Genomic DNA, 25,691 nt, shown 5'->3' with positions numbered 1-25,691 from the left:
ACGAGCCCGTTCTGAGGCTTCGGGCGGTCGGGCCTCGTGGCTCAGCCGGTGTGCAAAATCCGGAATCGATCAGGTCGGGCCGGGTCGCGGTCGACGACCTGGATCGGCGGCCAGGCCCACTGCCAGACGCTGATGCCCTGCGCACGGGAGAACCGGATCTGCCCGCGGGTGCCCTCGACCGCGACCCGCGGCCAGGACTCGGCGACGCCGGCCCGGTCCGCGCCGCGACGGCGCAGCACGTCGGCGAGGACGGCGACCGTGTCGTAGCCCTCGAAGGCGACGAAGGACGGCGCTCGGCCCAGCCGCTCGCGGAGGGCCGTCTCGACTCGGGCGCCGAGCGGGCCGAGACGCTCGGGCAGGTAGCGCAGGAACGGGATCGCTGAGCCGGCGTCGCCCAGCAGCGCCGCCCATTCGGTGAACTCCGGCTGCCCGGCCGGCGCGCCGATCAGGATCTCGGTGAGGCGCCGGTCGCGGCGGACGGCCTCGACGATCGGCACCGCCGGCTCCGGGTGGCCGACCAGGAGCAGGAGGGCCGTCGCGCGGTGTGCCACGAGTTCGTCGCACACCGCCGAGGGGGCGAGCACGCCCATGTCGAGCTCGATGAGGGTGCCGCCGCGTCGATCGAGATGGTCCCGCAGGATGCGGGTCCCCGACGTCCAGTAGACGCTCGGCTGCGCTGCCACGGCGATGCGGCTGTGGCCCTGGTCGAGGAGGAAGTCAGCGTAGGTCCGCCAGCCGCGGGACTGCGCCGGGGCCAGGCGCGCGACCCATTCGGTGGGCTTGTCGGTGAGCGCGTCGAGAACCGCCGACGAGCAGAGGAAGGGCAGGCCGAGGGCGTCGGCCCTGGCAGCCGCGGCGCGGGCGACGACGCTGTGGTACTCCCCCGCCAAGGCGGCCACGCCCAGGCGGGCCAGTTCGTCGACCGCCGCCTCGGCCCGCCGCGGATCGGCCGCGGTGTCCCTGACCACCAGTTCGAGCCGTCGTCCGGCGATCCCGCCGGCGTCGTTGACGTCGCGGACGGCCAGCTCAAGGCCGGCGAGCAGGTGCCGGCCCGCCTCGACCCAGCCGGGCGGGGTCAGCGGGACGAGCGCGCCGATCTGGAGGGACGACCCGTCAGTCCGCTCCGCTCCAGACCGTGATGACGACGTTTCCATGCGCTGCCCCCCGTATGGCGATTCGGTCAACCATAATCCCTGGCCCCCGAGGCCACGGGAAGACGGAAATGTCCGGCGGGGGCGGGCAACCGTTCCGGTGGGCCAACCGGTAGATGTCGGCAGAACATCTTTTGGGAGGTCGGATGCGGGAGCGACCGGAGTACGCGGCGTATGTGACGGAGCGGTCGCCGCGCCTGCTCAGGACGGCCTACCTACTGTGCCGCGACTGGGGCCAGGCCGAGGACCTGCTGCAGACGGCGCTGGTGAAGGCATGGCGGGCCTGGCGGCGGATCGGGAACGACCCCGATCCCTACGTCTACCGGATCCTCGTCAACACGCACGCGTCGTGGGCGAGGCGCCGCTGGCGGGGCGAGCGGCCCACCGAACGCCCACCGGAGGCGGCGGACCCGGCGGACGGGATCGGCGCGGCCGAGGACAAGGCCGTGCTCTGGGCGGCGCTCGGGCGGCTCCCGCACCGGCAGCGCGCCACGGTGGTGCTGCGCTTCTTCGAGGACCTGTCCGAGCCGCAGGTCGCCGAGGTCCTCGGCTGCTCGGTCGGCACGGTCAAGAGCCAGACCAGCAAGGCCCTCGCCAAGCTCAGGGTCGATCCGGGCGTCCTCGCCGCCACGCCGCAGGGAAGGGAGTGACCGATGGCCCACACGCTGAAGGACTTGACCGAGGTCATGGAGGCCGCGAGCGCGCCCGGCCGGCCCTCGCCCGACCTGCTCGCCGACGTCCGGCGCCGGGTCGGGCACGGCAACCGGGCCCGCGCCGCCGCCGGGGCCCTCGGGGTCGCGCTGGTGGCCGGGGGGACGTTCGGGACCGTCCAGGCGCTGGCCGGGAACGACTCCGGCCCCGCCCCTCGCAAGCAGGAGGTGCTCGGACCGGCGATGCCCGGCGTCACGAACGGCGCCTTTCCGAACTCCGCCCGGGTCGAGGGACTGCGACCGGTGGCGGAGGTGCACTACTCCGAGTTCGGCCGGACGGCCCGCCTCACGTTCACCCCGACCGGCGAGTTCACCATGATCAGGGCGGCCGACTGCGGGAACGCGACCGTCTTCGGACTGAGCCGCGACACCCTGAGCAGTTACAGGTGCGGAGGGGAGGCCTACATGCTCACCACCCCCGGCGTGCCCGTCACCGTCGAGACGACCGTCCTGCCCAGCGGGGAGGCCCGGGGGGTGGGCAACATGCCCACACTCGCCGCGCTCAACCGGTACCTGGCCGCGCACAAGCCGACGCCGGGGCACTGGAGCGTCCAGGTCTACAGCGGCCGGTGCACATCCGACACGTGCAAGACGCAGCATCCGCCGAAGCCATGAGCCGCTCCCGTGAAACCCGCCGGAGCGTGGGCCCTGGAGGTCTGCGCACGCCGAGCACGGAGCCGGCGCGTCAGGGGTTGTAGCGGTAGCCCATGCCGGGCTCGGTCAGGAGGTGGCGGGGACGGGTCGGGTCCGGTTCCAGTTTGCGGCGGAGCTGGGCCATGTACTGGCGGAGGTAGTGGCTCTCCCGGACGTACTCGGGCCCCCAGACCTCCGTCAGCAGGTACCGGTGGCCGATCAGCTTGCCGGGGTTGCGCAGCAGGATCTCCAGCAGGTGCCACTCGGTCGGCGTCAGGCGCAGGGTCGTGCCGTCGGACGCGGTGACGGTCTTGTTCACCAGGTCGACGGTGTGGTCGCCGACGGAGGCCGCGGGGACGGATTCGCCGGGCCTGGCGCGGCGGGTGACGGCGCGGATGCGCGCGATGAGCTCCTCGACGGTGAAGGGCTTGGTGACGTAGTCGTCGGCCCCGGCGTCGAGGGCGTCGACCTTGTCGCGGCTGCCCGCCCGCCCGGACAGGACGATGATCGGGACGTCGGTCCAGCCGCGCAGGCCGTGGATGACGTCGAGTCCCTCGATGTCGGGCAGGCCGAGGTCCAGGACGACGAGGTCGGGGCGGGCGGTGCCGGCGAGGCGGAGCGCGGCGGTGCCGTCGGCGGCGGTCTCGACGTCGTAGTGGCGGGCGCGCAGGTTGATGCGCAGGGCCCGCAGGATCTGGGGGTCGTCGTCGACGACGAGCACGCGGGTCATGGGCCGTCCGTCCGGGTCGCGCGGGGAAGCGAGACGATCATTGTGAGGCCGCCGCCGGGGGTGTCCTCGGGGATCAGCTCGCCGCCCATCGCCTCGGTGAGCCCGCGGGCGAGGGCGAGGCCGAGGCCGGAGCCGGTGTGGTTGTCGCGGTCCGACAGCCGCTGGAACGGCAGGAAGATCCGGTCATGGTCGGCGGCGGGGACGCCGGGGCCGCGGTCGGCGACACGCAGCTCGACGCGGTCCCGGAGCGCGCCCGCGGTGACGAGGACGGACCTGCCGGGCGGGTTGTAGCGCAGCGCGTTCGTGATCAGGTTGACCAGGACCCGCTGCAGCAGCGCCGGGTCGGCCTCGACCTCGGGGAGGTCGGCGGGGATCCGGACGCCGACGTCGTGGCCTTCGGGTCCGGCCTCGTCCAGGGCGCGGGGGACGACCTCGTCCAGGGCCAGCGGGCGGGCGGCCATGCCGAGGGCGCCGGCCTGCAGGCGGCTCATGTCGAGGAGGTCGGCGACGAGGCGGTCGAGCCGGTCGAGGGACTCGGCGGCGGTGTCGAGGAGTTCGGCGCGCTCCTCGGGCGTCCAGCGGATCTCGGTGTTGCCGAGGCTCTCGACGGCGGCCTTGGCGGACGCGAGGGGGGTGCGCAGGTCGTGGCTGACGGCGCTGAGCAGGGCGGTGCGCATCCGGTCCACGGCCTCCAGCGGCCGGGCCCGCTCGGCCTCGGCCTCCAGCCGCTGCTGTTCCAGCGCGGCGACGGCCTGGACGGCGAACGCCTCCAGGATGCGGCGGTCCCCGGCGGTCGGGATGCGTCCACGCAGGGCGAGGGCGAGGCCCTCGTCGAAGGGGATCTCGGTGTCGGCCTCCTCCGGGGTGGTGCAGGGACGTCCGCCGACCGCGGCGATGACCTTCCAGTCGGCGGTGCCGCCGTGGCCGCCGGGCGCGGGCAGGGCGCCGGGGACGCGCTCCAGGAGGGTGACCGAGTCGAGCCCGAAGGTCTCCCGCAGCCGGCCGAGCAGCGCGTCGAGCGCGCGCTCGCCGCGCAGGACGTTGCCGGCGAGGGTGAAGAGGACCTCGGCGTCCGCGCCGAGGCGGGTGGCCTCGCGGGATCTCCGGGCGGCGAGGTCGACGACGGCGCTGACGGCGGCGGCCACCACCAGGAACACGCCGAGGGCCAGCAGGTTCTCGTGCTCGGCGATGGTGAGGGTGTGCAGGGGCGGGGTGAAGAAGTAGTTCAGCAGGACGGACCCGGTGACCGCGGCGATGAGCGCCGGCCACATGCCGCCGACGAGCGCGACCCCGACGATGGCGGCGAGGAAGAACATGATGTCGACGGGCAGGGAGAACGCGCCGCGCAGTTCGGCGAGGGTGAAGCTGAGCAGCGGGAGGCCGAGGACCGCGAGGACGAACCCGGCGAGCCGGCGGCGCGGCGCCAGGCCGGTGTCCGCCGCGCGATGGTGCCGCAGGCCGCGGTGGGCGTGCTCGTGGGTGACCATGTGGACGTCGATCGAGCCGGACAGCGCGGTGGTGGCGACGCCGACGCCGGGGAACAGGGCCTGCGCGAACCGGTTGCGGCGCGAGACGCCGAGGACGAGCTGCGTGGCGTTGACGGCGCGCGCGAACTCCAGCAGCGCCTTCGGCACGTCGTCGCCGACGACCTGGTGGTAGGTGCCGCCGACGCTCTCGACGAGGTCGCGCTGGCGGGCGAGCCGGTCGGGGCGGGTGCCGGAGAGGCCGTCGCCGCGGATGACGTGCACGGCGAGCAGGTCGGCGCCCTTGGTGCGGGCGGCGATGCGGGACGCGCGGCGGATCAGGGTCTCGCTCTCGGGCCCGCCGGTGAGCGCGACGACGACGCGCTCGCGGGCCTCCCAGGTGCGGGCGATGCCGTGGTCGGCGCGGTACCGGTCGAGCTGCTCGTCGACCTTGCCGGCCAGCCACAGCAGGGCCAGCTCGCGGAGGGCGGTGAGGTTCCCGACGCGGAAGTAGTTGGACAGCGCCGCGTCGATCTTCTCCGGCGGGTAGACGTTGCCGTGCGCCATCCGGCGGCGCAGGGCCTCGGCGGACATGTCGACCAGCTCGACCTGGTCGGCGCGGCGCACGACCTCGTCCGGCAGGGTCTCGCGCTGGGCGACCCCGGTGATCTGCTCGACGACGTCGTTCACCGACTCCAGGTGCTGGATGTTGACGGTGGTGACGACGTCGATCCCGGCCTCCAGGATCTCCTCGACGTCCTGCCACCGCTTGGGGTTGCGGCTGCCCGGGACGTTGGTGTGCGCGAGCTCGTCGATCAGGGCGGCCTGGGGCGCGCGGGCGATGACGGCCTCGGCGTCCAGCTCGGTGAACTCCGCGCCGCGGTAGGTGAGGGCGCGGCGCGGGACGATCTCCAGGCCGTCGAGGAGCTCGGCGGTGTGGACGCGGCCGTGGGTCTCGACGAAGCCGACGACGAGGTCGGTGCCGCGGGCGACGCGCCGCCGGCCTTCGGCGAGCATGGCGTAGGTCTTGCCCACGCCGGGGGCGGCCCCCAGGTAGATGCGGAGCAGCCCCCTGGCCATGGTCGGTCTCCTCCGTTCAGCCCCGGTACGGGGCGGTCCTGTCGAGGTCGATGTTGAGCTGGACGACGTTCACCGCGGGCTCCCCCATGAACCCCAGCGCACGCCCGGCGGTGTTCCCGTCGATCAGCGCGCGGACGCGGTCGACGCTCAGACCGCGCGCCCGCGCGACGCGTCCGGCCTGCAGTCTCGCGTACGCGGGGGAGATGTGCGGGTCGAGGCCGCTGCCGCTCGCGGTGACGGCGTCGGACGGGACTGCGGGCCGCGCCGGAGCCCCGCCTCGGACGGGGGTGATCCGGCCCTCGTCGACGTCTTCCCCCGCGGCGCGGCACTCGACCGTGACTCCACGGTACGTCGCGAGGAACGGCGTCGCGGGGCACGCCTCGTTGACGCTGACGACCCGCGCCGGGCGCACGACGGCGCCGCTCGCGTCGCGCGGACCGATCACCGACAGCACGGCGCCCACGCCACCGCTGGTGCAGTACGGACGCGCCCCGTCCACGCCTTCCCGGGCGCCGATCGCCTTGCTGCGTGCGCAGACCTGGGTGAGGAGGCTCTGCCGGGCGTTCGGGTCCGGTTTGCCTGCCTTGACCAGCGCGGGGTCGGGGAGGACGTCCACGACGTCCTCGGGACCGAGGTTGCTCGCGCCGGACGCTGCGGGGTCGTAGCCGTCGCCTGCTGCGGACGGGCGGCCCTGGAAGTACTGCCTGAGCGGCTCGCCGTGCCCGTCGGTGAACCTCTGGCCGATCAGTGCGCTGCCGGCGTCCCTGCCGTCCACGACGACGCGGGAGCCGTCGGCCTTGTGCCGGAGGCCGGGCGCCTGGGCGACGGCGGTGACGGCCAGCGGGTAGAGGACGCCGCAGACGGCGGTGAAGACCAGCAGCGCGCGGAGGGCCGCCAGATGCCGGCGGGCCCAGGCGGGAAGCGTGTTCATGAGATCCCCGGAATGAACTGGACGATGAGGTCGATCACCTTGATCCCGGCGAACGGGGCGAGGACGCCGCCCAGCCCGTAGAGGGACAGGTTGCGGCGCAGGAGCCGGGACGCCGAGGTCGGCCGGTAGCGGACGCCCCGGAGCGCCAGCGGGATCAGCGCGACGATGACGAGCGCGTTGAACACGACCGCCGAGAGGATCGCCGACTCCGGGCTGGTCAGCCGCATGACGTTCAGCGCCTCCAGGCCGGGGAACAGCGACACGAACAGCGCCGGGATGATCGCGAAGTACTTGGCCACGTCGTTGGCGATGGAGAAGGTGGTCAGCGCGCCCCGGGTGATGAGGAGCTGCTTGCCGATCTCGACGATCTCGATGAGCTTGGTCGGGTCGGAGTCGAGGTCGACCATGTTCCCGGCCTCCTTGGCGGCGGAGGTGCCGGTGTTCATGGCGACGCCGACGTCCGCCTGGGCGAGGGCGGGCGCGTCGTTGGTCCCGTCGCCGGTCATGGCGACGAGCCGGCCGCCCCGCTGCTCGGCCCTGATGAAGGCGAGCTTGTCCTCGGGCCGGGCCTCGGCGAGGTAGTCGTCCACGCCCGCCTCGTCGGCGATCGCCCGGGCGGTCAGCGGGTTGTCCCCGGTCACCATGATCGTCTTGATGCCCATGGCGCGCATCCGGTCGAACCGGGCGCGCATCCCCTGCTTGACGACGTCCTTGAGATGGACGACGCCGAGCACGGCCGCGCTGGGCGTCCCGTCCGGGCCGGGGCGGGTCTCGCCGACGGCCAGCGGGGTGCCGCCCGCCGCCGCGATGCCGTCGGCGACCTCCGCGAGCGCGGGCGGCACCTGCCCGCCCTGCTCGCGGACCCACGCGGCCACCGCCCCGGCGGCGCCCTTGCGGAGCCGGCGCCCGTCGAGGTCGACGCCGGACATGCGGGTCTGCGCGGTGAACGGGATCCAGTCGGCGTGCGCGAGCTCGCCCGGAGACCGCTCCCGCAGCCCGTACGCCTCCTTCGCGTAGACGACGATGGAGCGGCCCTCCGGCGTCGCGTCCGCGAGGCTCGACAGCTGGGCGGCGTCCGCGAGGGCCTCCTCGGAGACGCCGCCGACCGGGACGAACTCCGCCGCCTGCCGGTTGCCGAGGGTGATGGTGCCGGTCTTGTCGAGCAGCAGGGTGTCGACGTCGCCCGCGGCCTCGACGGCGCGGCCGGACATCGCCAGGACGTTGCGCTGCACCAGCCGGTCCATCCCGGCGATGCCGATGGCGCTGAGCAGCGCGCCGATCGTCGTCGGGATCAGGCAGACCAGCAGCGAGACGAGCACGACGCCGGTGACGCCGTTCCCGTCCAGCGCCGCGCTGTCCGGGACGCCTGGGTTGTCGGCCTTGGCGTAGATCGCGAACGGCTGCATGGTGGCGGTGGCGACCAGGAAGATGATCGTCAGCGCGGCCAGCAGGATGTTCAGCGCGATCTCGTTGGGCGTCTTCTGCCGGGCGGCGCCCTCCACCAGCCCGATCATCCGGTCGATGAACGACTCGCCGGGCCGCTGGGTGATCTCGACGACGATCCGGTCGGACAGCACCTTCGTCCCGCCGGTCACCGCGTTGCGGTCGCCGCCCGACTCCCGGATGACCGGGGCGGACTCCCCGGTGATCGCGGACTCGTCGACGCTGGCGATGCCCTCGACGACGTCGCCGTCCCCCGGGATGACCTGCCCCGCCTCGACCACGACCACGTCACCGCGCCGCAGTTCCGCGGCCGGGACCTCATCCTCGTCCAGGGCGGCGGCACCGGGCGTCCAGCCGCGCAGCCGGCGCGCGAGAGTGCCCCGCTTGGCCTTGCGCAGCGTCTCGGCCTGGGCCTTGCCGCGCCCCTCGGCGACCGCCTCAGCCAGGTTCGCGAAGAGCGCCGTCAGCCACAGCCACACCGCGATCAGGACCGAGAACGACGACGGGTCCGCGATCGCCAGGACCGTCGTCCACACCGCGCCGACCTCGACGATCAGCATGACGGGGTTGCGCCACATGACGCGCGGGTCGAGCTTGCGGAGCGCGGCGGGCAGCGAGACGAGCAGCTGCCCGGGGTCGAGCAGGCCGCCGCCCACCAGGTCCGACGCGGGACGGCCGCGTGCGGGGCGCCGTCCGGACGGCCTCGTCCGGAGGTTTCGGGGGGACATCAGTGGATCCCTTCGGCGAGCGGCCCGAGGGCCAGCGCGGGGAAGAACGTCAGGGCGACCAGGACGACCGCCACGCCCACGACCAGGCCGACGAACTGCGGGCGGTGGGTCGGCAGCGTCCCGGCCGACGCGGGGACGGGGGTCTGGCGGGCCAGCGAGCCCGCCAGCCCGAGCACGAGGACGATCGGGAGGAACCGGCCGAGGAGCATCGCCAGGCCGAGCGCGACGTCGTAGAACCAGGTCGCGGCCGAAAGCCCGGCGAACGCCGACCCGTTGTTGTTGGCCGCCGAGGTGAACGCGTACAGCACCTCGGAGAAGCCGTGCGCCCCGCCGTTCAGCATCGACGCGCGCGGGCCGGGGAACGCCATCGCGATCCCCGCGCCGACCAGCACCAGCGCGGGGGTGACCAGGAAGTACAGCGCCGCGAACTTGATCTCCCGGGCGCCGATCCGCTTGCCGAGGTACTCGGGCGTCCGGCCGACCATCAGCCCGGCGACGAACACCGCGATCACGGCGAGGATCAGCATGCCGTACAGGCCCGAGCCGGCGCCGCCCGGCGCGACCTCGCCGAGCATCATGTCCACCAGCAGCATCCCGCCGCCGAGGCTCGTGTAGGAGTCGTGCGCGGAGTCGACGGCGCCGGTGGAGGTGAGCGTGGTCGCGGCGGCGAACATCGCAGAGCCGATGATCCCGAAGCGGGTCTCGGTGCCCTCGGCCGCCGCGCCCGCCGCCTGCGGGACGGTGCCGTGGTGGACGGCCTGCGCCGCCGCCGTCGCGCAGACGGCGATCAGCGCCAGGACGGCCATCACCGCGGCGATCGCGTACCCCTGCCGCTTCTGCCCGACGAGCCGGCCGAACGTGCGGGGCAGCGCGGACGCGATCAGCAGCAGCAGGAAGATCTCGATCCAGTTCGTCCAGGCCGTGGGGTTCTCGAACGGGTGGGCGGAGTTGGCGTTGTAGAAGCCGCCGCCGTTCGTCCCGAGTTCCTTGATCACCTCTTGCGAGGCCACCGGCCCGCCCGGGAGCGCCTGCCGCTGCCCGGCGATCGTGGTGACGGCGTGCGGATCCGCGAAGTTCTGCACGACGCCGCCCGCGACCAGCACGACCGCGCCGACGGCCGCGACGGGCAGCAGGATCCGCAGGGTGCCGCGGGTGAGGTCCACCCAGAAGTTGCCGAGTTCACCGGTCCGCTGCCGGGCGAACCCGCGGACCAGCGCGACCGCCACGGACATCCCGACCGCCGCCGACACGAAGTTCTGCACCGCGAGCCCGGCCATCTGCGTCAGGTAGCCCATCGTGGACTCGCCGGAGTAGGCCTGCCAGTTGGTGTTGGTGACGAAGCTGACGGCGGTGTTCCAGGCGACCTGGTCCTCCACCCCGCCGAGGCCCAGGCTGTACGGCAGCAGCCCCTGAAGGCGCTGCAACCCGTACAGCACGAGCACCGACACCAGGGAGAACGCCAGGACGCTGCGGGCGTAGACGCCCCAAGTCTGCTCGGCCTCCGGGTCCACGCCCATGACCTTGTAGAGGGCCTTCTCCACCCGCAGGTGCCGGGGCGAGGAGTACACCCGGTACATGTGGTCGCCGAGCGGCGCGTGCACCGCGGCGAGCGCCAGGAGCAGGGAAGCGACAAACACGATCCCCGCGGTCGTGGAACCCATTCAGAACCTCTCCGGGAAGAGCAGCGCGACCACGAGGAGGACGACCAGCCCGACGGCGAGCACCAGCCCCGCCGCGTTCTCGACGCTCACAGGCGCCCCACCGCCTTCACCACCAGCGCGAGCACCGCGAACACCGCGATGGTCAGCGCCACGAGCACCACGTCTGCCATGACTCCGAGTCCCTGCCGTCCCGTCCGGTGCCGCGCGATCCACGGCACACCCCCGCAGAAAACACCCGTCAGCAGGACAAATGGCTCATCTTGACGCCTTCCTTACGCCCGACCGCGCGATCTTCACGCGCCCCCTACGGCCCTCCCCTTCCCGGGACGGCCGGAACCGGATGAGATCCTGGTTGCATGAGAGTCAGCGGTCCGCCCGTTGACCCCCCGCCCGGCCCCGGAAGCGCGACGGCCTTCCGGAGGGACGGCTACGCCCGGCTGCGCGACTACGCCGTGATCGGAGACGGGCGGAGTGCCGCGCTGATCGCCGCCGACGGGTCCGTGGACTGGCTGGGAATGCCGGACCTGGACTCCCCCTCGGTGTTCGCCGCCGTCCTGGACCCCGCCCGAGGCGGCCGCTTCCTGCTGGAGCCGGAGGAGCCCTACACGGTCGCGCGCCGGTACCTCCCCGGGACGAACGTGCTGGAGACGACGTTCACCACCGACCGCGGCAGCGTGCGCGTCACCGATGCGATGACCCTGGATGCCGATGGGGCCCTAGGGCCGATGCGGGAGGTGCAGCGGCGCCTCGACGGCGTGGCCGGAACGGTACCGCTGCGCTGGAGCGTGCAGCCGCGGTTCGGCTACGGCGCCCACCGTCCACGCATCACCAAGCGGGCCGGTACCCCGGTCGCGGTGGCCGGAGCGGACGCGCTCGCCGTCTGCGCCTGGGACGCGGGAGAGCCCGAGTGCACCGACAGGTCGATCAACGGCCGCTTCGATGTGCGGCAGGGAGGGCGGGCGCTGCTGGCGATGCCGCTCGCCCACCAGGAACCGCTCGTCCTGCCGACCCGTTCCGAGTGCGATGCCCGCATGGACCACACCATCGCGGCGTGGCGCGACTGGGCCCGGGCCCGCTCCTGCGGCGGCAGGTGGCGGGACGCCGTGCTGCGCAGCGCGCTGGCGCTCAAGCTCCTGATCTTCGCGCCCTCGGGGGCGATCGCCGCCGCGGTGACCTCCTCGCTGCCGGAGCAGGTCGGAGGCGAACGGAACTGGGACTACCGCTTCTCCTGGGTCCGCGACTCGGCGTTCACCCTCGACGCGTTCCTGAGGCTGGGATGCCCCGCCGAGGCGGACGCCTACTTCTGGTGGCTCATGCACGCCTCCCAGCTCACACATCCGCGGCTGCGGGTGCTCTACCGGCTGAACGGCGGCGGCCACGCCCCGGAACGGACGCTCCCCCTCGACGGGTACCGCGGCTCCAGACCGGTGCGGATCGGCAACGCGGCGGGCGCGCAGACCCAGCTCGACACCTATGGCGAGCTGCTGCAGACCGGGTGGCTGTACGCGGGCGCCGCCGGACGGCTGGACGCGGACATCGCCCGGCGCCTCGCGGAACTCGCCGGCTTCGTCTGCGCCGCCTGGCGGGAGCCGGACTCGGGGATCTGGGAGGTGCGCAGCGCTCCCCTGCACTTCACGCAATCGAAGATGATGTGCTGGGTCGCGCTCGACCGGGCGATCGACCTCTGCGAGCGCGGCCTGATCCCCGACCGCGGTTCGGCCCGCTGGCGGCAGGCCCGCGCGCAGGTGCGCGACTTCATCGAGACACGCTGCTTCTCCTCGCTCCGCCACTGCTACACGCGCTCCGCCGACAGCCCGGAGCTGGACGCCGCTGTGCTGCTCGGCCTCCTGCACGGGTATGCGCGTCCCGGCGATCCCCGCATGCGCTCCACGGTCGATGTGCTGGATCGGGAACTGCGCCACGGCCCGTTCGTCGACAGGTACTCGGGCGAGGACGGGGTCAGCGGCACCGAGGGCGCGTTCCTGGCCTGCTCCTTCTGGCTGGCCGAATGCCTCGCCCGCACCGGGCGCCTCGAACAGGCCACGGCGCTGATGGACGACCTGGTCGGGCTGGCCAACGACGTCGGCCTGTACGGCGAGGAGATCGACCCGGCCACCGGCGCCTTCCTGGGGAACCTGCCCCAGGGACTGAGCCACCTGGCATTGATCAGTGCCGCGTGCGCCATCGACTCGATCAGCGGGGAGGCGGGCGGGTGAGCGCCTGGGGGACCGCCGCGGGCGCCTTCGTCGGCACGCTGGTGCTGACCACCGTCCTGCGCACCGCCAGCGAGCTCCGACTCACCCGCATGGACCTGCCGTTCCTGCTCGGGACCGCCGTGACCGCCGACCGGGGCCGCGCCAAGGCGCTCGGCTACCTCGTGCACTTCGCCAACGGAGAGGTGTTCGCGTTCGTCTACTACGCGGTCTTCCTCGCCATCGGCCAGGCCGGCTGGTGGCTCGGAGCCCTCTTCGGCCTGGTGCACGGACTGTTCTCCGGCACCGCGCTGGTGAACATCCTGCTGCCGCTGGTCCACCCCCGAATGGGCAGCCCCCTGACGAGCGCCCCTCGGGTGGCCCTCCTGGAACCCCCGGGCTTCCTGATGCTCAACTACGGGCCCACCACACCCCTGGTCACCGTCCTCGCCCACGTCGGCTACGGCGCCATAGTCGGCGGCTTCACCTCACTCGGCTCAACCTGACCCCCAACCCGACCCTCGGGTTGGGGGCGGTCGAGCCGCTGGGGGGTGGTCAGGTGATGGTGTAGGTCAGGTTCACGAGGCCGTCCGGGAGGGGCCGGACGTCGCGCAGTTGGAGCGTGTGGCGGCGTTCCGTCGTCCCGAACAGGGGCTTGGCCTCACCGGCGATGAGCGGGTAGACGATGAGCCGGAGCTCGTCCACCAGTCCGGCGTCGATGAGGCTCGCCGTGATCCGGGCGCCGCCCATGAGGTAGATGTCCTTGCCGGGCTGCTGCTTGAGCTCCGCGATCTCCTCCACCTTGCGGAGGAAGCGGGTCTGCGGCCACGCGGCCGAGGTCACGGTGCTCGACAGGACGTAGTGCGGGGTCCGCTCGGCGAAGCGGGACCATTCGATCTCGCCCGGGGTGGGGGTGTGGCCGGTCAGCGGGTGGGGCCCCTCCGGCTTGTCCTTGAGCGCGGTCCAGTACTGCTCGTAGCCGGGGTACATGCCCGCCCCGATCACGACCGCGTCCACCTGGGGCGTCAGGCCGTAGTCCTCCGACCAGGCCGGTACCCAGTCCGCGTATCCCTCCGGGCCCTCCACCTGCCCGTCGAGCGAGGTCTTGAAGGCGGCGATCAGCTTGCGCACGTCGTTCTCCCTGGTCGCTTCCGCCGGTGGACTTCACCGGCGGTTCGACCCACCGACGAACAGGGCGCCCGCGCATCTACATTCTCGTCAAGGAACTTCGGGCGAACCCTGGGCATGACGGAGGGGCGCCGTGCAGGAGGGCGTCTAGCCTCGCAGGGCCTCGGCGGCCTGGTCGGCGATGGTCGCGACGATCTCGGCTGCGGACGCCCGGTCGCGGACCAGCCCGGCGCTTTGCCCGGCGTACAGGGCCAGGGCCGTGAGGTCTCCGCTCATGCCTTCGAGTCTGGTTTGCCGGACCGACGGTCGGGCGACTCTTCCGGGGCGGTCGGCTCAGCCGTTCAAGGTGGCCATGAAGGGGGCCGGCCGGCGCTCACCCGCGGCGGCTCCCGGCGGGAACGTCTCGTCCAGGAGCCTGCGGTCCTCCTCGGTCAGTTCGACGTCCAGCGCGGCGGCGTTCTGCTCGACCCGTTCCGGCCGGGTCGTGCCGGGGATCGGGACGGCGTCCGGTACCGAGGCGAGCACCCACGCCAGCGCGACCTGCGCGGCGGTGGCACCGCGGTCAGCGGCGATCCGCTGGACGTGCCCGACCAGTTCGCGGTTGCGGACGAGGCTGTCCCCCTGGAAGCGCGGGTTGGTACGCCGGAAGTCGTTCTCGGCGAGGTCGTCCGGGCCGCTGATGCTCCCCGTGAGGAACCCGCGGCCAAGGGGGCTGTAAGGAACGAAGCCGATGCCCAGCCCGTGCAGTGTCGGGATGACCTCGGCCTCCATGTCGCGGCTCCACAAGGAGTACTCGCTCTGGACGGCCGTCAGCGGATGGACGGCGTGGGCGCGGCGGATCGTGTCCGCCGACGCCTCGCTGAGTCCCAGGCTCTCGGGCCCGTAATGGTCGGAGGTGTCGAAGAAGGTGACACCCAGCTCAAGTGCCCGGTCGATAGTGGCGATGGCGCGCTCCCGCGCGACCGGGCCATAGCCGAATGTCATTCCCATGCAGCCGAGGCCCATGGCGGAAACCTCCGCCCCCTGGCTGCCCAACGCACGCCTCAACATTCGAATACTCCTTGGCTTTGGGGGATGCCGTGCCTCAGGCGGTGGTGGAGGCGCGGAAGCCGGCGACTCTCGAGCCGAAGTCCACCTGGGGGGCCGCGACGAGTAGATCGGCCAACCGCTCCAGCAGGTCCTGCACGTAGGGAGCGGTGAAATGGGCATCGCATGCGGCCTGGTCGACGTACTCCTCGTACACCAGGAAACGGACCTGGTCGTGGCGGACCACCGAGTAGGCGACCGCTCCCGGCTCCCGCGCCGTCCGCTCCGCGACCTCGGCCAGGGCCGCCTCCACCTCGTCGGCCCGGCCGGGAACGGCCTCCAGCCTCGCCATCGCAACCGTCATCGCACTGCCTCCCGTCGTTCGGTCAGTGCCGAGTCTCCGGCCCCTCCGGCAGCGACGGATAGTAAAAATGCGACGTCCCCCGCCCGAGCACCGCCGTCGGGGACTCCCCCGTGATGCGCCGGAACTCGCGGATGAAGTGGCTCTGGTCGTAGAAACCGGCATCCAGCGCGGCGTGCGCATAGTCCGTGCTCCCGCTCAGCAGCAGCGGCCGCACCACCGACCGGAACCGGGCCAGCCGCTGGAACTCCTTGGGCGTCGCGCCGGCGGCTCTGGGGAACGTCCGCTGCAACTGGCGCGTCGTCAGCCCCAGCTCGCTCGCCAACCCGTCCACCCGGGTCGTCCCGGGACGGGTATGAAGCACCCGGACGGCAACGTCCACCCGGGACTCCTCCCGCCCGTGCGAGCGTCGCAACTCCTCCAGCCCGCGGTCCAGCACCCGGGCCCAGGCCGTCGACCGCGACGGCGGGCCCGCCTCTGCGACCTGCTCTACGATCCGGTTTCCGAGGCGTCCCCAGAGCTCCTCGGCGCTCACCACGCGGTCGGCCAACTCCGCGAGTCCCGGCCCGGTGAAGTGGCGCAATGCGCCCGCGCGAAAACGGACGGCGACAAAGCTCGCCTCACCGCGGGGTCTCAGCGACCAGCGTGTGCGGCGCAGGCAGACGGCATGGGCGCGCGGCAGAGGCGCACCGTCCAACTCGACGTCGCCCGCCAGGTGGATCCAGAACTCCGCGCCGGTGCCCGGGAACACCACCGGCAGTTCCGTCGCACCGGCACACCACCAGTAGCGCTCGATCAATCCCCGCAGCGGCGCCGCCGGCAGCACGCGCCCGATCTGGAGCACCCGCCCAGCCTACCCACCGTCTTCGCCCGCCCACTGGGGCGTGATCAGCGGCGCCCATCGTGTTCCCGGGGCGCTCAGGCGGCGGTGCGCTCCAGCATGTCGTGCATGTAGGCGCGGAAGCGGCGGAGGGTCGGGGGATGGTCCCCGAAGCGGCGTGTGCCCTCCGCGTCGATGAGGCCCACGTGGATGAACCCGTTCACCATCCAGATGATGTTCCAGAAGCCGAGTTCGAGGTCGTAGCCGGGGCGGACCGCGTCCTTGAACATCTCGACCAGGGCGCCGAGCAGCGGCCGGTACAGGCCTTCGACGTCCTGCACGTCGGCCGCGTCCTTGAGCCAGCGGTGCACCCACAGGGCCCGCAGCTCCGGATGGGCGATCGAGTAGTCCAGGTAGCCGTCCACGAGCGTGTGGAGACCGGCCATGTCGGGCGAGATGCGCTCCATCACGCCCCTCATGTATACGGCCTCGGCCCTGGAGTACCGGGTCATCACCTCCAGGTAGAGATGCTGCTTGTCCTCCACGAGACGGCTGACCTGCTGCGCGCTCATCCCGGCGACCGCCCCGATCATCTGCAGCGTGGTGCCGTCGTATCCGAGCTGGACGAAGAGCCTGGCCGCCGCCTCGATGACCAGCTCACGCTCCTCCCCCGCGCCCTCCTGGGCAGCCACAGTCCCCCCTTCCCAGAAACACGCACTCCCGCCCTCGGTCCTTCCCCCCGTCGCCCACGACACCCGCCACCCGGCGTGAAATAACCCTGCTTTGCGGTCATATCTGGACAAGTCCGCATCATCCGCTTGCCCTCGCGCCCGGAGCGCGCCACCGGTCGGGCGGCGCTCTCCGCCCGACCGGGGCGCGTCATCTCATGGGTGGCACCGGGCTCACCGCCTCCGGGTCCCGTCGGGCCCGTCGCGCACGAATGCTCGCATCCGTGGTGGCCCACATCGCATGCGGACGGATGACATCCGCCGGGCCGCGCGTCTCCGCGCGATGGCCAAATGGAAGCCATTTCGCACCGCGTCAGATGTCGACCTGGGAGCCCATGGTGACCGTGCGGTTCTCGGGGAGGCGGAAGTATTCGGCCGGGTCGGCGGCGTTGCGGGCCAGGGCGAGGAAGAGCCTCTTGCGCCACTGGCGCATGCCGGGCGCCCGGGTGAGCTGCGGGGTGATCCGGGACAGGAAGTAGGAGGCGTGGTCGGGGTCGAAACGCAGCTCGGGGACGGGGAGCGCGGCGGCGCGGCGCAGCGCGGCGGGGAGGTCCTGGGGGTCCTGGAACCCGTGGCGCACGGTGACGTGGAGGATGCCGTCGTCGCGGTAGCCGAGGTCGTCGATGCGGAGCTGCTCCTCGGCGGGGACGTAAGGGACGTTCTCCGACACCATCGTGACGATCACGACGTGCTCGTGGACGACGTGGTTGTGCTCGAAGTTGGCGCGCAGGGCGATCGGGGTCGTCGCCTTGTTCGCGTGCGGGAACACCGCGGTGCCCGGTACGCGCCGCGCGCCGGTCCGGTGCAGGCGCTCGATGAACTGCGGCAGCGGCCCCTCCTTGGCCGTGCGGCCGGCGGTGACGATCTCCCGTCCGTGCTCCCAGGTCTTCATCAGCGTGAACACCGCCATCCCGATGAGCAGCGGGAGCCAGCCGCCGTGCGCGACCTTGGTCAGGTTCGCCGAGAAGTAGGTGATCTCCGCACCGCCGATGACGACCCCGGCCGCCACCAGCTTCCAGGCCGCCCACCGCCAGGAGACCCGCGCGACGACCAGGAACAGCGTCGTGGTGATCAGGAAGGTGCCGGTGACGGCCAGGCCGTAGGCGGTGGCCAGCCGCTGGGAGGAGCGGAAGCCCACCATCAGGATCAGCACGCCGGCGAACAGGATCCAGTTGACGGCGGGCAGGTACACCTGCCCGGCCTCGCGCGCCGAGGTGTGCCGGACGCGCAGGTGCGGCAGGAACCCCAGCCGGATCGCCTGGCGCGACACCGAGAACGCACCGGAGATCACCGCCTGGGAGGCGATCACCGTCGCCGCGGTGGCCAGGAGCACCATCGGCAGCCGCGCCCACTCCGGGAACAGCAGGAAGAAGGGGTTCGCGGTGTTCTCCGGGTCGTCGAGGATCAGGGCCCCCTGCCCGAGATAGTTCAGCGTCAGGGCCGGGAAGACGACGGCGAACCAGGCCCGGCGGATCGGCCCCTTGCCGAAGTGGCCCATGTCGGCGTAGAGGGCCTCGGCGCCCGTGATCACCAGGACCACCGCGCCCAGCGCGATGAACGCGGTGTAGGGGCGGTCCAGCATGAAGGCCCCGGCATAGGCGGGCGACAGCCCCCGCACGACGCCCGGCCGCTGGACGACCTCGGCGAGTCCCGCCGCCGCGAGCGCCGCGAACCACGCCAGCATGACGGGACCGAAGAGGCCGCCGACCCGATGCGTCCCCCAGCGCTGCGCCATGAACAGCAGCGTCAGGATCGTCACCGCGACCGGCACCACGACGTGCGACAGCTCGGGGGTGCTCACCTTCAGCCCCTCGACCGCCGACAGCACGGAGATCGCGGGAGTGATCACGCTGTCGCCGTAGAACAGCGAGGCGCCGAACACCCCCAGCGCCATCACCGGGGCCGCTCTCCCCCGCCCGCCCCCGAGGACCCGGCGCACCAGCGCGGCCAGCGCCATCACGCCGCCCTCGCCGTCGTTGTCGGCCCGCAGGATGAGCGTCACGTACTTCACCGACACGATCAGCGTGACCGTCCAGAACACCAGCGAGATCACGCCGTAGACGTCGTCGGTCGTCGGATGGACCGCTCCATGGTCGATCGAGAAGACCGTCTGCAGGGCGTACAGCGGGCTGGTGCCGATGTCGCCGTAGACCACGCCGAGAGCGCCCAGCAACAACACGCCGCGCCCCCGCGCCCAGGACGTGAGGGCGCCGTTCCCGGACGCGGGCGACCCCGGCGTGTCCTTCGCCGTCCGCGGGTCGGTCATGACGCCATACCTACCCCGACGGCGGGTACGGGTGAGGTACCCGGCGGCGGGGCGTTTCCCCTGGTCGCCGGGCTTGGAGATCCACCCCGCGTCCACGAGGAGGCCAGCCGTCCCATGAACGATCTGACGTTCGCCGTCCCGCTGTGGGTCTGGGCCGCGGTCATGGCCGGCATCGTCGCCATGCTCGCCGTCGACCTGCTCGCCCACCGCGACGGCCACGTGATCGGCTTCCGGGAGGCCGCGCTGTGGAGCGGGGGCTGGATCGCCGCCGGCCTGGGCTTCGGCGGCGTCCTCATGCTGTGGCAGGGCGGCGAGGTCGCCTCCACCTACTACGCCGGCTACCTGATCGAGAAGGCCCTCTCGATCGACAACGTGTTCGTCTTCGCGCTCGTCTTCTCGTTCTTCGCCGTCCCGGACGCCTACCAGCACAAGGTCCTGTTCTGGGGCGTGATCGGCGCGCTGGGGGCCCGGCTGGTGTTCATCTTCGTCGGCGCCGAACTGCTGCGGGTGTTCTTCTGGACCGCCTACGTCTTCGGCGCCTTCCTCATCTGGACCGGCTACAAGATGGCCGTCTCCAAGGACTCCGAAGTCCACCCCGACAGGAACCCGGTCGTCCGCGCCGTCCAGAAGATCGTCCCGACCGACCCCCGCTTCCACGGCGACCGGTTCGTCACCCGCGTCGACGGACGGCGCGTCGCGACGCTGCTCCTGGTCGTCCTGGTCGCCGTCGAGGCCACCGACCTGATCTTCGCCGTGGACTCCGTCGCCGCCGTGCTGGCCATCACCACCAACACCTTCCTGGTGTGGACCGCGAACGCCTTCGCCGTCCTCGGCCTGCGGAGCCTCTACTTCTGCCTGTCCGGCCTCCTGCGCCGCTTCGCCTACCTGCACTACGGCCTGGCCGTCCTGCTCGTGTTCGCCGGCGTCAAGCTCATCCTGTCCGAGACGCCCGTCGGCAAGCTCCCCATCCCCCTCACCCTCTCGGTCATCGCCGTCACCATCGCCGTCTCCATCGGCTGGTCCCTCATCGCCACCCGCGGTGGGCCCGACGGAGACCACGATGGACGGGCCCCAGGGTCGCCGGACGTCCCCGAGCCAGGAGCCCGTCCGCCCGGAGACGACCTGTGACCGTGCAAATCGACGGGCGTCAGGCGGTGCCGATCAGGACAAGGCGACCGACAGGTTCCCCAGCGTGGTGCCGGTGTCCGAAGGGCGCGACGCCTTCTCGGCGGTCGAGCGGCGGGCGCGGGCCGCCGCCGACGCGGCGCCGCCGGGTCCCGCTGACGGGGCGCGGCGCAGCCGGTACGCCAGGACGGCGGCGGCCAGCAGCGGACCCCAGATCGGGAACGGGAAGATCAGCAGCGCCATGACCATGCCGACGCCCATGCCGTCGCTCTCCAGCCCGTGCACGACGAAGCCCGGCGCGGCCACGCAGGCCGCCGCGGCGACCACGCCGCCCGGGATCACGGCCATCCTGGGCGGCACGGGACGTCCGCCCACGACCGGGACCCAGCGCGGGAACCGCTCGCCCCACCGGGCGATCAGCCCCAGGGTGAGCACCGTGCCGCCGACCGCGGCCACCCCGAGTCCCGCGCCCTGCATCCGGGTCGCCGGATTGTCCTCGCTGCCCATCAGTCCTATGGGCCACGGGGTCAGCCAGGTCAGCCGGACGAGGCCGTACGTCAGCGGGCACAGTCCCGCCGCGATCGTGGCGATCCGTCCCCATCGGCGGGCGCCCTCGGGGGTCGCCCAGGCCGGAAGACGACCGCCACCGCGCAGAAGCATCGAGCGGCGCAGCAGCCGGTAGGCCAGGAACGCCCAGCCGGCGGTGACGGCCGACATCCCGATGCCCCAGACGAGCCGCAGGTCGTAGTCGGCGAAGCCGTGCCCCACGTTGCGGGCGAACCGGGACACCGAGCCGACGGTGAGGAAGCCGGTCGCCACCCCGACGGCGGCCAGGGCCAGCAGCATCCCGGCGGCCAGGTACCCGACCCGCTGGCGGCGGGCGCAGGCCACCAGGACGGTCGTCAGCACGATCAACGGGCTGGTGAGCGCGAGGGTGTAGGCGAGCCCCACCATCAGCGTGATGTCGGCCATCACCAGGCCGAAGAACAGGGTCTCGGCGAGGGCGATCGCACCGGCGGCGCGCAGCGCGGCGACGCGGGCGCGCCCGCGGGCGGCGAACGCGGTGGCCGCGAGCCCGGCGGCCGAGGCCGCCAGCAGCATCGCGCCCGCCGCCCGGTGCTCGATCAGGTGGGTGACCGACACCGTGACCTTGTCGGCGGAGCCGAACGGATAGCTCGACGGGCGGGCGAACCACAGCGCGCCCACTCCGGCGACGAGCAGCGTGAGCATTCCCGACGCCGCGACCGGCCCTCGGGGCGGCCTCGACTCGCAGGCGTCGTCCTTCTCGGTTTCCATGGCAGGGAGGCTAGAAAGACCTGGCCGGAGCCCGGTTCCCCCTCCAGGGGGAGCCGCCTCCCTCCGGCGAGCGAACCTACCGCCCGGACGGTCGCGAAGTGCTCCACCACGCGTGTCCGAGCCGAGTGCCACAATGCGGACGGCATTTGCAGGAGGTGGGATGGCCGTCCTCATCCACGCCAGTGAGGTGCCTGCCGCGGAGCGGGCGCAGACCTGGCTCGACGTGGTCTGCGACACCCTGGGCCCGCTGGATGTGCGGATGGATCGGGACGTCCCTCTTGAAGGACGGATCGAGGCCGCGCGACTCGGCCCGCTCGGCGTCGGCAGGATCCAGACCTCGACACCGCACAGCGTCCACCGCACGCCCGGGTTGATCAAGCGGGGCGGGCCGGCGCTGTACCGGGTGCTGCTGGCGGCTTCGGGAACGGTGCTGCTCCGCCAGGACGACCGGACGGCGCGGCTGCGCGGCGGCGACCTGGCGGTGTACGACTTCACCCGTCCGTACGAGCTGGTCTACGACTCGACCGTCGAGCTGGCGGTCTTCAGCCTCCCCAGGGAAGCGCTCGCCGTACCCGCCGGCACGCTGCACCGGCTCACCGGCGTCCCGATCCCTGGGGACGGCGGCACGGCGGCCCTCGCCGGGCCGCTGCTGCGCAGGGTCGCCGAGGACGTGGACACCTACCAGCCGGCCAGCGCCGCCCGGCTGGCCACGGTGGTGACCGACCTGCTCACCACGACGGTCGCCGAGCACGCGTCGCAGGCCGACGCGCTGGAGCCGGAGACCCGCGAGCGGGTGCTGCTGCACCGCGTCCACGCGTTCGTCGAGCAACACCTCGGCGACCCCGACCTCAGCCCGGCCCTGGTGGCGGCGGCGCACCACGTGTCCCTGCGCTGCCTGCACCGGCTGTTCGAGTCGCAGGACACCACGGTCGCGGGGTGGATCCGGCACCGGCGGCTGGAACGCTGCCGCCGGGACCTGGCCGACCCGGGCTGCTCCGACCAGTCGGTCGGCACCATCGCCGCGCGGTGGGGGCTGCCCGATCCGGCCCACTTCAGCCGGCTCTTCCGCCGGGCGTACGGGAGGCCGCCGGCCGAGTACCGCAGGGCGTGCCTGGCGCCGGGCGGCTGAGTCCCGCACGGATCGTCAAGTCCCCGGCTCTCAGGTACAAGCCCCGCCGCGCCGCGGTCCGCAGAATCGTGGACGTGGCAGGCCGCATGGCCACGACCTCCGAGAAGGGAACGGAAATGTCCCACACCCTGTTCGTCAACATGCCCGTCAAGGACCTCGACCGGTCCAAGAAGTTCTTCACCGAGCTCGGCTTCGACTTCTTCGGCATGACCGACGACATCGCCTCCGTGGTCATCAGCGAGCGCACCCAGGTCATGCTGCTGGCGGAGCCGACGTTCGCCGGCTACAGCCGCAACCCGGTCGCCGACCCGGCCGAGACCACCGAGGTGATCCTGGTGCTCGGCCTCGACGGCCCCGCGGAGGTGGACGAGCTGTTCGACAAGGCGGTGGCCGCCGGCGCGACGCCCGTCGGCGAGCCGCTGACCGAGGGCCCCCGCTACCAGCGCGGCTTCGCCGACCTCGACGGCCACCAGTGGTCGGCGCTGTGCCTGATCAACCCGGCCGGCTGAGATGGCGGCGATTCCGGCTCCGATCGCCACGGACACCGCGACCTCGGCCGACGGCACGCCGATCGTCTTCGACCGCAGCGGCACGGGCCCCGCGCTCGTCCTGGTGCACGGCGCCCTTGACACGTAGCGACCGATTGGTTTCTATGTCGGCCATGGGCTTCGACGTCATCATCCGCGGCGGCCGCTGGTTCGACGGGACGGGCGCGCCCTCCGCGATCCGCACCCTCGGCATCAAGGACGGCAAGGTCGCCGCCGTATCCGCCGCCGACCTCCCCGCAGAGGGCGCGCGGGTCGTCGACGCGTCCGGCAAGTGGGTCATGCCGGGCTTCATCGACATCCACACCCACTACGACGTCGAGGCCCTCGCAGCGCCGGGACTGGGCGAGTCGGTGCGCCACGGGGTCACCACGGTCGTGTTCGGGTCGTGCTCGCTGGGCACCGTCCACGTCGAGCCCCTGGACGCGGCCGACCTGTTCAGCAGGGTCGAGGCCGTGCCGCGCGAGCACGTCCTGTCCATCCTGGGACGGCACCGCGACACCTGGGGCTCGGCCGCCGAGTACATCGCGGCGCTCGAAGACCGGCCGCTGGGCCCGAACGTCACCGCGTTCCTCGGCCACTCCGACCTGCGCGCCGCGGTGATGGGGCTGGGCCGCTCCACCGACGCGAAGGCCGCCCCGACCGGCGCCGAGCTGCGCAGGATGGAGCTGCTGCTGGTCGACGCCCTGCGCGCCGGGATGATCGGCATGTCGGAGATGCGCAACCCCTGGGACAAGCTGGACGGCGACCGCTACCGCTCGCGCACCCTTCCCTCCACCTTCGGGACCCGCGCCGAACGCCGCCGCCTCTACCGCATCCTGCGCAGCTCCGGGCGTGTCCTGCAGTCCATCCCGAACCTCAACCTGCCCGTCTCCCTGATCCCCGCGCTGCTGTCCTCCATCGGACGGGGCGGCACGAAGCCGCTGAAGACCAGCTACCTGACCGCCGCCGACGTCAAGGCCAACCCGTTCCTCATGCACATCATGGGACCGCTGGCCCGCGCGGTGAACCGGCTGGGCGGCGACTTCCGCTGGCAGCACCTGCCCGTCCCGTTCCAGGTGTTCGCCGACGGCATCGACCTGGTGGTGTTCGAGGAGTTCGGCGCCGGCGCCGCCGCGCTGCACCTGAAGGACGAGATCGAGCGCAACGCCCTGCTGCGGGACGAGGCCTACCGGCGGCGCTTCCGGCGGGAGTACGAGAACCGGTGGACGCCGCGCGTGTGGCACCGCGACCTGTACGACGCGCACATCGTCGACTGCCCCGACGCGTCCGCCGTCGGCAAGACGTTCGGGCAGGTCGGCGACGAGCGCGGAGTGCACCCGGTCGACGCCTTCCTGGACCTGGTGGTCGAGCACGGTCCGAAGGTCCGCTGGCACACCACCATCTCCAACCACCGGCCCGAGGCCCTGAACCACCTCAGCTCCCTGCCCGAGGTGCAGATGGGGTTCTCCGACGCCGGGGCCCACCTGCGCAACATGGCGTTCTACAACTTCCCGCTGCGGCTGCTGCGCCGCGCCCACCACGAGGGCTTCATGACGATCGAGCGGGCCGTCCACCGGCTCACCGGCGAGCTGGGCTCCTGGTACGGGCTGGACGCCGGGTTCCTGCGCGAGGGGGATCGCGCCGACCTCGTCATCGTCGACCCCGACCACCTGGGTCCGGAGCTCGACCAGGCGCAGGAGGCCCCGGTCGAGGCGTTCGGCGGGCTGCGGCGCATGGTCAACCGCAACGACGCCACGGTCGTGGCGACGTTCGTCGCGGGCACCCGGATCTTCGGCGCGGGCGAGTACGCCCCCGAGCTCGGCCGCCGCCGCACCGGCCGCTTCCTGCGGGCCGGCGAGCCGCGCGGCACCGTCGACCCCCGGACCCTGCCGGGCCCGGCTGCTATCGTCGGCTGAGTGGACGCCCAGCAGCCCGTCCGGCGGCGCACGCAGCGCGAACGCAAGGAGGCGACCGTCACCCGGCTGCTGGACGCGACGATCGCGGCCGTCGCCGAAGTCGGCTACGCCGGCACCTCGGTGGGCGAGGTCTGCGCCCGCTCGGGCGTCTCGCGCGGCGGGCTGTTCCGCCACTTCGGGTCCCGGCTCGACCTCGTCGTCGCCGCGGCCGAGCGGGTCGCCGCCCACCACCTCGAAGCCGCCGCCGACCACCTGGCCGCCGCGCCGCCGTCGGACCTGCGCGCCGCACTGGAGTGGATGCGCGGCCGCCACCGCGACCGCGAGAACGTCGTCTGGTTCGAACTGATGGTGGCCGCCCGCACCGACGCCGCGCTGCGCGCCCGCCTGTCCCCCGTCGCCGAGCGCTTCTTCGCCGACATCACGCGTCTCGCCCGCCGGGTCCCCGCCCTGGCCGACTTCCCCGACGAGACCCTCCACCTGCTCGTCTCCTCCGCGCGCAACCTCCTCGACGGCGAGACCATCTCCCGGACCCTCGTCCCCGAACCCGCCGTCGAGGACGCCCGCCTCGACTTCCTGGCCGACTTCGCGCAGTTCCTCGCCGTCCGCCGGACCCGCGTCCCCAGCCTGTGAGCGCCGGCGGCGCGTGA

Annotated in this window: 26 protein-coding genes; 10 read left to right on the top strand and 16 right to left on the bottom strand. The window is 72.7% G+C overall.

The features are described 5' to 3' along the window. Positions 1–41 precede the first annotated feature (41 nt). Positions 42–1,154, bottom strand: coding sequence for an ABC transporter substrate-binding protein (locus AB0C21_RS04870; RefSeq protein WP_500202728.1), 1,113 nt, complete (start codon positions 1,152–1,154; stop codon positions 42–44). Between the two features lie 143 nt (positions 1,155–1,297). Between AB0C21_RS04870 and AB0C21_RS04865 the strand changes: the two genes are divergently transcribed. Together AB0C21_RS04865 and AB0C21_RS04860 are read left to right on the top strand one after the other, a co-directional pair. Beyond that, positions 1,298–1,801 (top strand): SigE family RNA polymerase sigma factor, encoded by a 504-nt coding sequence (locus AB0C21_RS04865; RefSeq protein ID WP_500202727.1) that lies wholly within the window; start codon positions 1,298–1,300, stop codon positions 1,799–1,801. 3 nt (positions 1,802–1,804) lie between these two features. Continuing rightward, positions 1,805–2,476, top strand: a complete 672-nt coding sequence (locus AB0C21_RS04860; RefSeq protein WP_500202726.1) for a hypothetical protein — start codon at positions 1,805–1,807, stop codon at positions 2,474–2,476. 70 nt (positions 2,477–2,546) lie between these two features. Here the strand turns inward: AB0C21_RS04860 and AB0C21_RS04855 are convergent, their stop codons facing one another. Genes AB0C21_RS04855 through AB0C21_RS04825 form a run of 7 tightly spaced genes read right to left on the bottom strand, consistent with a single transcriptional unit; the run spans position 2,547 to position 10,748 of the window. Next, positions 2,547–3,224 (bottom strand): response regulator, encoded by a 678-nt coding sequence (locus tag AB0C21_RS04855; protein ID WP_500202725.1) that lies wholly within the window; start codon positions 3,222–3,224, stop codon positions 2,547–2,549. Beyond that, complete coding sequence (locus tag AB0C21_RS04850; RefSeq protein ID WP_500202724.1) at positions 3,221–5,767, bottom strand: DUF4118 domain-containing protein; 2,547 nt, start codon at positions 5,765–5,767, stop codon at positions 3,221–3,223. Before AB0C21_RS04850 ends, AB0C21_RS04855 begins: the two co-directional genes overlap by 4 nt. A 16-nt stretch (positions 5,768–5,783) precedes the next feature. Then, entirely contained in the window at positions 5,784–6,698 is a 915-nt protein-coding gene (locus AB0C21_RS04845; protein ID WP_500202723.1) for a potassium-transporting ATPase subunit C, read from the bottom strand. Further along, complete coding sequence (gene kdpB, locus AB0C21_RS04840; RefSeq protein ID WP_500202722.1) at positions 6,695–8,869, bottom strand: potassium-transporting ATPase subunit KdpB; 2,175 nt, start codon at positions 8,867–8,869, stop codon at positions 6,695–6,697. Before kdpB ends, AB0C21_RS04845 begins: the two co-directional genes overlap by 4 nt. Then, complete coding sequence (kdpA, locus tag AB0C21_RS04835; protein ID WP_500202721.1) at positions 8,869–10,530, bottom strand: potassium-transporting ATPase subunit KdpA; 1,662 nt, start codon at positions 10,528–10,530, stop codon at positions 8,869–8,871. Before kdpA ends, kdpB begins: the two co-directional genes overlap by 1 nt. Then, on the bottom strand, positions 10,531–10,620 hold the full coding sequence (gene kdpF, locus AB0C21_RS04830; RefSeq protein ID WP_149261790.1) for a K(+)-transporting ATPase subunit F: 90 nt from the start codon (positions 10,618–10,620) through the stop codon (positions 10,531–10,533). Further along, complete coding sequence (locus tag AB0C21_RS04825; protein ID WP_500202720.1) at positions 10,617–10,748, bottom strand: hypothetical protein; 132 nt, start codon at positions 10,746–10,748, stop codon at positions 10,617–10,619. The genes kdpF and AB0C21_RS04825 overlap by 4 nt, the downstream gene beginning before the upstream one ends. Positions 10,749–10,886: 138 nt before the next feature. Here AB0C21_RS04825 and AB0C21_RS04820 point away from each other — a divergent pair, with 138 nt between their 5' ends. Both AB0C21_RS04820 and AB0C21_RS04815 read left to right on the top strand, forming a co-directional pair. Then, on the top strand, positions 10,887–12,746 hold the full coding sequence (locus tag AB0C21_RS04820) for a glycoside hydrolase family 15 protein (protein WP_500202719.1): 1,860 nt from the start codon (positions 10,887–10,889) through the stop codon (positions 12,744–12,746). Continuing rightward, positions 12,743–13,228 (top strand): hypothetical protein, encoded by a 486-nt coding sequence (locus AB0C21_RS04815; RefSeq protein ID WP_500202718.1) that lies wholly within the window; start codon positions 12,743–12,745, stop codon positions 13,226–13,228. The genes AB0C21_RS04820 and AB0C21_RS04815 overlap by 4 nt, the downstream gene beginning before the upstream one ends. 49 nt (positions 13,229–13,277) lie before the next feature. Here AB0C21_RS04815 and AB0C21_RS04810 read toward each other — a convergent pair whose 3' ends face one another. From AB0C21_RS04810 to AB0C21_RS04780, 7 genes are all read right to left on the bottom strand, one after another. Continuing rightward, positions 13,278–13,853: a dihydrofolate reductase family protein gene (locus AB0C21_RS04810; RefSeq protein ID WP_500202717.1), complete on the bottom strand. Its 576-nt coding sequence runs from the start codon at positions 13,851–13,853 to the stop codon at positions 13,278–13,280. 144 nt (positions 13,854–13,997) lie between these two features. Then, positions 13,998–14,126 carry a hypothetical protein gene (locus tag AB0C21_RS04805; RefSeq protein WP_500202716.1) on the bottom strand — a complete coding sequence of 43 codons (129 nt, stop codon included), beginning with the start codon at positions 14,124–14,126 and terminating at the stop codon, positions 13,998–14,000. A gap of 57 nt (positions 14,127–14,183) precedes the next feature. Then, positions 14,184–14,855 (bottom strand): aldo/keto reductase, encoded by a 672-nt coding sequence (locus AB0C21_RS04800; protein WP_500202864.1) that lies wholly within the window; start codon positions 14,853–14,855, stop codon positions 14,184–14,186. Between the two features lie 79 nt (positions 14,856–14,934). Continuing rightward, positions 14,935–15,240: a putative quinol monooxygenase gene (locus AB0C21_RS04795; RefSeq protein ID WP_500202715.1), complete on the bottom strand. Its 306-nt coding sequence runs from the start codon at positions 15,238–15,240 to the stop codon at positions 14,935–14,937. A 22-nt stretch (positions 15,241–15,262) separates the two neighbouring features. Beyond that, a complete protein-coding gene (locus AB0C21_RS04790) occupies positions 15,263–16,081 on the bottom strand; it encodes a helix-turn-helix domain-containing protein (protein WP_500202714.1) in 819 nt (272 codons plus the stop codon). Between the two features lie 74 nt (positions 16,082–16,155). Further along, positions 16,156–16,749, bottom strand: a complete 594-nt coding sequence (locus tag AB0C21_RS04785) for a TetR/AcrR family transcriptional regulator (protein ID WP_500202713.1) — start codon at positions 16,747–16,749, stop codon at positions 16,156–16,158. A gap of 349 nt (positions 16,750–17,098) precedes the next feature. Continuing rightward, positions 17,099–19,051 carry a potassium transporter Kup gene (locus tag AB0C21_RS04780; RefSeq protein ID WP_500202712.1) on the bottom strand — a complete coding sequence of 651 codons (1,953 nt, stop codon included), beginning with the start codon at positions 19,049–19,051 and terminating at the stop codon, positions 17,099–17,101. Positions 19,052–19,165: 114 nt separating this feature from the next. Here AB0C21_RS04780 and AB0C21_RS04775 point away from each other — a divergent pair, with 114 nt between their 5' ends. Continuing rightward, on the top strand, positions 19,166–20,179 hold the full coding sequence (locus tag AB0C21_RS04775) for a TerC family protein (RefSeq protein WP_500202711.1): 1,014 nt from the start codon (positions 19,166–19,168) through the stop codon (positions 20,177–20,179). 33 nt (positions 20,180–20,212) lie between these two features. Here the strand turns inward: AB0C21_RS04775 and AB0C21_RS04770 are convergent, their stop codons facing one another. Beyond that, the gene (locus AB0C21_RS04770; protein WP_500202710.1) at positions 20,213–21,472 is read right to left on the bottom strand and encodes a hypothetical protein; all 1,260 of its coding nucleotides are present in this window, start codon (positions 21,470–21,472) and stop codon (positions 20,213–20,215) included. A 160-nt stretch (positions 21,473–21,632) separates the two neighbouring features. On the opposite strand from AB0C21_RS04770, the gene AB0C21_RS04765 reads away from it, so the two are divergent. From AB0C21_RS04765 to AB0C21_RS04745, 5 genes are all read left to right on the top strand, one after another. Then, positions 21,633–22,601, top strand: coding sequence for an AraC-like ligand-binding domain-containing protein (locus AB0C21_RS04765; RefSeq protein ID WP_500202709.1), 969 nt, complete (start codon positions 21,633–21,635; stop codon positions 22,599–22,601). Between the two features lie 116 nt (positions 22,602–22,717). Continuing rightward, a complete protein-coding gene (locus tag AB0C21_RS04760) occupies positions 22,718–23,110 on the top strand; it encodes a VOC family protein (protein ID WP_500202708.1) in 393 nt (130 codons plus the stop codon). Between the two features lies 1 nt (position 23,111). Beyond that, the gene (locus AB0C21_RS04755; RefSeq protein ID WP_500202707.1) at positions 23,112–23,237 is read left to right on the top strand and encodes a hypothetical protein; all 126 of its coding nucleotides are present in this window, start codon (positions 23,112–23,114) and stop codon (positions 23,235–23,237) included. A 25-nt stretch (positions 23,238–23,262) separates the two neighbouring features. Further along, positions 23,263–25,044, top strand: a complete 1,782-nt coding sequence (locus AB0C21_RS04750; protein ID WP_500202706.1) for an N-acyl-D-amino-acid deacylase family protein — start codon at positions 23,263–23,265, stop codon at positions 25,042–25,044. Further along, the gene (locus tag AB0C21_RS04745; RefSeq protein ID WP_500202705.1) at positions 25,045–25,674 is read left to right on the top strand and encodes a TetR/AcrR family transcriptional regulator; all 630 of its coding nucleotides are present in this window, start codon (positions 25,045–25,047) and stop codon (positions 25,672–25,674) included. It begins immediately after the preceding gene. Positions 25,675–25,691 lie beyond the last annotated feature (17 nt).

Source organism: Spirillospora sp. NPDC049024, assembly GCF_040649235.1.
Classification (GTDB): Bacteria; Actinomycetota; Actinomycetes; order Streptosporangiales; family Streptosporangiaceae; genus Spirillospora.
Note: the sequence above shows the minus strand (reverse complement) of the source record. Positions and strands in the feature narration are given on the sequence as shown.